Origin of the sequence: Moorena sp. SIO4A5 (assembly GCF_010672005.1) — a bacterium.
Lineage (GTDB): Bacteria > Cyanobacteriota > Cyanobacteriia > Cyanobacteriales > Coleofasciculaceae > Moorena.
In genome coordinates this window covers 1-4,357 of record NZ_JAAHHZ010000403.1, presented here as the reverse complement: position 1 = coordinate 4,357, position 4,357 = coordinate 1, and the positions used below count along the sequence as shown (strand labels likewise).

Annotated in this window: 2 protein-coding genes and 1 pseudogene; 2 read left to right on the top strand and 1 reads right to left on the bottom strand. The window is 40.5% G+C overall.

The genetic code is table 11. From position 1 onward, the window contains the following. Nucleotides 1-758 (bottom strand): FecR domain-containing protein (locus tag F6K57_RS37900; RefSeq protein ID WP_293073593.1); only part of this gene is annotated, 758 nt, incomplete at its 3' end. A gap of 580 nt (nucleotides 759-1,338) precedes the next feature. Between F6K57_RS37900 and F6K57_RS37895 the strand changes: the two genes are divergently transcribed. Continuing rightward, nucleotides 1,339-2,517, top strand: coding sequence for a hypothetical protein (locus F6K57_RS37895; protein WP_293073590.1), 1,179 nt, complete (start codon nucleotides 1,339-1,341; stop codon nucleotides 2,515-2,517). Nucleotides 2,518-3,096: 579 nt separating this feature from the next. After that, a pseudogene (gene iscB, locus F6K57_RS37890) lies at nucleotides 3,097-4,357 on the top strand (RNA-guided endonuclease IscB); the annotation flags it as partial.

The following is a 4,357-nucleotide window of genomic DNA, read 5'->3' as shown; positions in this document are numbered from 1 at the left end:
CTCCCCCGAAGACGAATGAAAGTAGGATTAACAATTATGTTGTTGCCAATAATAGGAACTTGCGCCTCTAGAGCATCTGCAATTTCCCCTCGCACTAAATCCAAAGCTTGATCTGGACTATCCGCCGCTTCTGTCTGGGTCAAATTCAGCCCTTTTACTAATTCACTGGTTTCATAAAACTCTTTGAGGTCAAATTCATAAACCTGCTCAATTTGATCCTCGATCATAACCAAGATCTGCCCAGCTTTTAATTCCTGACCTTGAGAACGAGTGCGATTATAGACCACAATACCGCTATTGGTCAGAGCTCCAACAATTGTTGTATCGGTCTCAGAGATATATCGGATGAATAGAGCTGACCCCCTAATCCCAGCCACGGCATTGGGTGTACGCACTCGAGTTTTACCCCGATCTGGAGGAATTAACAGCAGCAGTGTGCCATGGGATAGCTCAAAGGTACGACTGCTAGGTAAAAATCGAAAGACAGCTAACTCTCCCTGTCGGGCTAGGGAACCATCATTGAAGCGCAGTTGAGCCATGGAGGAGCGAGCTGTTACCAGTGCATCTCCTATCGTCATGGCATCAGATCGACGGGCTGGTCGAGCTGACTCATTTTTAGGAATCAATTGCACTCGGTTACGTAGCTTCTCTACCACAGCACGAGTTAAGGGAATTTCGGCACTGACTGATTTAGAAAAAATTAGTGAATTAACGCTCCATAGAGAAATGGAAAGTACTAGGACTGTCTTGCGAAACACGGGGCAACTCCAATGTTGAGAGTTATTAAATTGTGGATTTTTGATGCAAGGATAATGCCATTCCACGAAATATACCTAGGGTCTGTCTCCACCGATCCAAAATCTGGTGTAGGAGCGTTGGCGTTGCCTTCTCGAAGAGTAGGTACAAAACTCTCCTATACGAGATTCTGTAGGCTCTAAGTCAAATCAGGATATTTTTTACTCAGAGTAATCGGAAATACAGCTTGGTCAATCCTGAAAACACCGCTGGTGGTTAGTAATTATTAGCTGGGAGAAAAATCCCCTACCTACATTGATCCATTTTGGGAAGCTGTTGCCCATTTAATTTGTCTATTTTTTAGTCTAGATAAAAACACAAAAATCCTCTCCCATCCTTCTTTGTGACCCTGTTTACTTACCAAGTAAATCTATCAATTATATTGCTCAAAGCTTAGCAATGATTATTCTATATAAATGAGTCTTACAACGTCAGGATTGAACTTTAGAATTTATTTTTATACTTTGACACAAATAAATTAGTGTTAATACTCCTAACCCTAAATAAAGATTTAGTAAATTAATAATTAATTTTTAATTAAATATGATTTTAAAAAATAAAAATAATCACGATAACTCTGAGGATGATCAGGCTTACCCGCACCAGATAAAAACCCCCTATTTAGCCACTTTGGGACATCTAATTTTATTAAGTACACTGACAATCAGTAAACCAGCTTGGTCTGGATGTCACCCCATAGACAGTATTTCCCATCAGCCAGCAGTCAGTTTAGTTTTTAGTGGTACAGAAAACCAAGGTAATACTGATCATGAAAAACAGCATTGTACTCCTAATTTATATAAAGTTAAAATCGGGAGTAGTGGAGAAGTACTATCTTCCTTTGTTGTTAGTGAGCGCTCATCGGGTTCTAGCTCAACTAAGGTAGTTGACAGGTCGCAGACATCTCAAGCTAAACCTGCTTCTGGAGATAATACTTCAAACTCAGATTCCAACCCTAATGATGGAGACCCGGAATTGGGGGTGCTCCGTTTGCGGCTCCAAGAAAAACCACCAACTCCACGTAAACCTACAGTATATTTACAGGGTAGAGTAAGTTATTTCAGAAGCGATAATATTTTCGCTGGAGTCGATCCAGTTGATGATGGTTTGTTGAGACCAGGAGTAACCCTATTAGCTGTACCATCCCTCGGACCTGACACTAAGCTCATAACGTCGGTAAGTGGTAATCTGGTGCGTTATGGCGATAGATCCCAACTTGATTATAATCAACTGAAAGTTAAGCTGGGAGTTCGTCAGAAGCTATTGAAAAGAACCTATGGGGAGTTAGGATGGAGCAATCAACAGTTATTCAAGCAAGAGGGAGGCGATCGCTTCGCTCATTATAATTCTCTGTATTTTAGACTCAGCAGACGGGATTGGTTAGTAAAGAACTTAGCCTTAGATACGTCCTATAAGTTAACGCTACGTTTTGCTGATCCAGACACACGCTCTAAGATTAGTAATGTTTTCAGAGCATCTTTAGCCTATTACCCCTACCCACGATTTAAAGCAGCTCTTAATTACCAACTTGCTTTATCTGACTATACAACACGGTATGATAACTATCATCAGTTAATTGGTCGTGTCAGTTATAAAATTTCTAGCAATAGTCAAATTTATTTGTATGGTGGACAAAGTTTTGGTTCTTCGTCCAATTCCAGAATTAATTTTGATGGGACAGTATTCGGTACAGGGATGAGTTTTAATCTACCTCTGTTTTGAGGTAAGCAAGTCAGGTTGTAAGCTTTTCAGCATTTAAACTATTTATAGCCTTTGGCAGTTACGTTAACGGTACCTAACAATTAACGGGACTTAAAAAAACTATTTGGGCGTTTTGCGCCCAAAGCTTGATCTAGTAATAACTAGACCTCAAGGCGATCGCCTCTTTGGCCAGAGATGAAAGAAACTACTCCAAACGTTATACCACCTTGTTTTGAGAGATACTGTCGTCGTTTTTACCCCGTTTTTAGCAGACAATGGGATTGCTATAAAAGATTTAAGTGTAGAATAATAGCAGAGTGCTTTGGAGGCAGCTTGAGAGTCAGGAACCTGGGAGTAGCGCAAACCCCACGGATTAAATCCGGGGGCTTGTAGCCTCAATACCTGACCAGCCTAGGTCTCTTTGAAGACTACGTTATCAGTAAGTGTTTAAATTCCTACCTTGGGATGCGTCGCTAGTCCCAAGCTCTAGAACTGGATTGTTAAACATCTGTATCAGGTTAAAGAAGTGCAATCTGGAAAGTACCGACTGATAACATTGGCAAAGCGAACTTAACCCTAGCAATAGGAGTAAACGTAATTATGCGCGTATTCGTACTAGACAAAAACAAAAAAACACTAGACCCTTGCCGACCTGCTAGAGCTAGAATCCTGCTTAAGCAGGGGAAAGCAAAGGTTCTAAAAAGATACCCATTTACGATAATCATGCAAGAAAAGGAGGTTGAAAACTGTGTAACTCACGAACATCAACTCAAAATAGACCCCGGAGCAAAAACTACAGGGATAGTTATTATTCAAGGCAGTAAAGTTATCTGGGGGGCAGAATTAACTCACAGGGGTTTTCAAATCAGAGAGGCCTTAACCTCTCGTAGGCAGCTAAGACGTTCTAGGCGTAACCGAAAAACTCGTTACCGTCAGCCTAGATTTTTGAATCGTAAACGCTCAGAAGGCTGGCTAGCTCCTAGTTTAATGTCACGAGTTGACAATATCTTGACTTGGACTAAAAAGTTAATCAGATTATGCCCCATCAAAGGCATTTCCCAGGAGTTAGTCCGTTTTGACACTCAAAAAATGGAAAATCCCGAAATATCTGGTGTCGAGTATCAGCAAGGCACGTTGTACGGGTACGAAATACGAGAGTATTTACTTGAAAAGTGGAATCGAAAATGTGCTTACTGTGGAGTGGATGACATTCCTTTGGAAATAGAGCATATCAAGCCTAAGTCTAAAGGAGGCTCTGACCGAGTAAGTAACTTAACTATTGCTTGTAAAAAGTGTAATAAAGCTAAAGGAAGTCAGGATATATAAAATTTTTTGTCGGGCAAACCTAATGTACTAAAGCAGATTTTATCTCAAAGCAAAAAGCCTTTAGCTAATGCAGCAGCGGTTAACTCAACCAGATGGAAATTATACAATTCCCTTAAGTCAACTGGTTTACCAATTGAGACCGGTAGTGGTGGATTAACTAAGTATAATCGTTGCCGTCAAAATCTACCTAAAACCCATTGGTTGGATGCCGCTAATGTCGGGAAAGTTGATCACTTGTACATCGAAAGCTATCAACCATTATTGATTACAGCTAAAGGACATGGGACTCGTCAGATGTGTCGAACGAATAAGTTTGGTTTCCCGACTCGTTATGTGCCCAGGTACAAAGAAATTAAAGGTTTTCAAACGGGAGATATTGTAAAAGCAATTGTAACCAAAGGTAAGAAAATAGGAACCTATACAGGCAGAGTAGCTACTCGCCAAACCGGCTCATTTAATATCTCTACAAAATCTGGACTGGTTCAAGGAATTAGTCACAAATATTGCAGCATTATACACCGGAAAGATGGATACT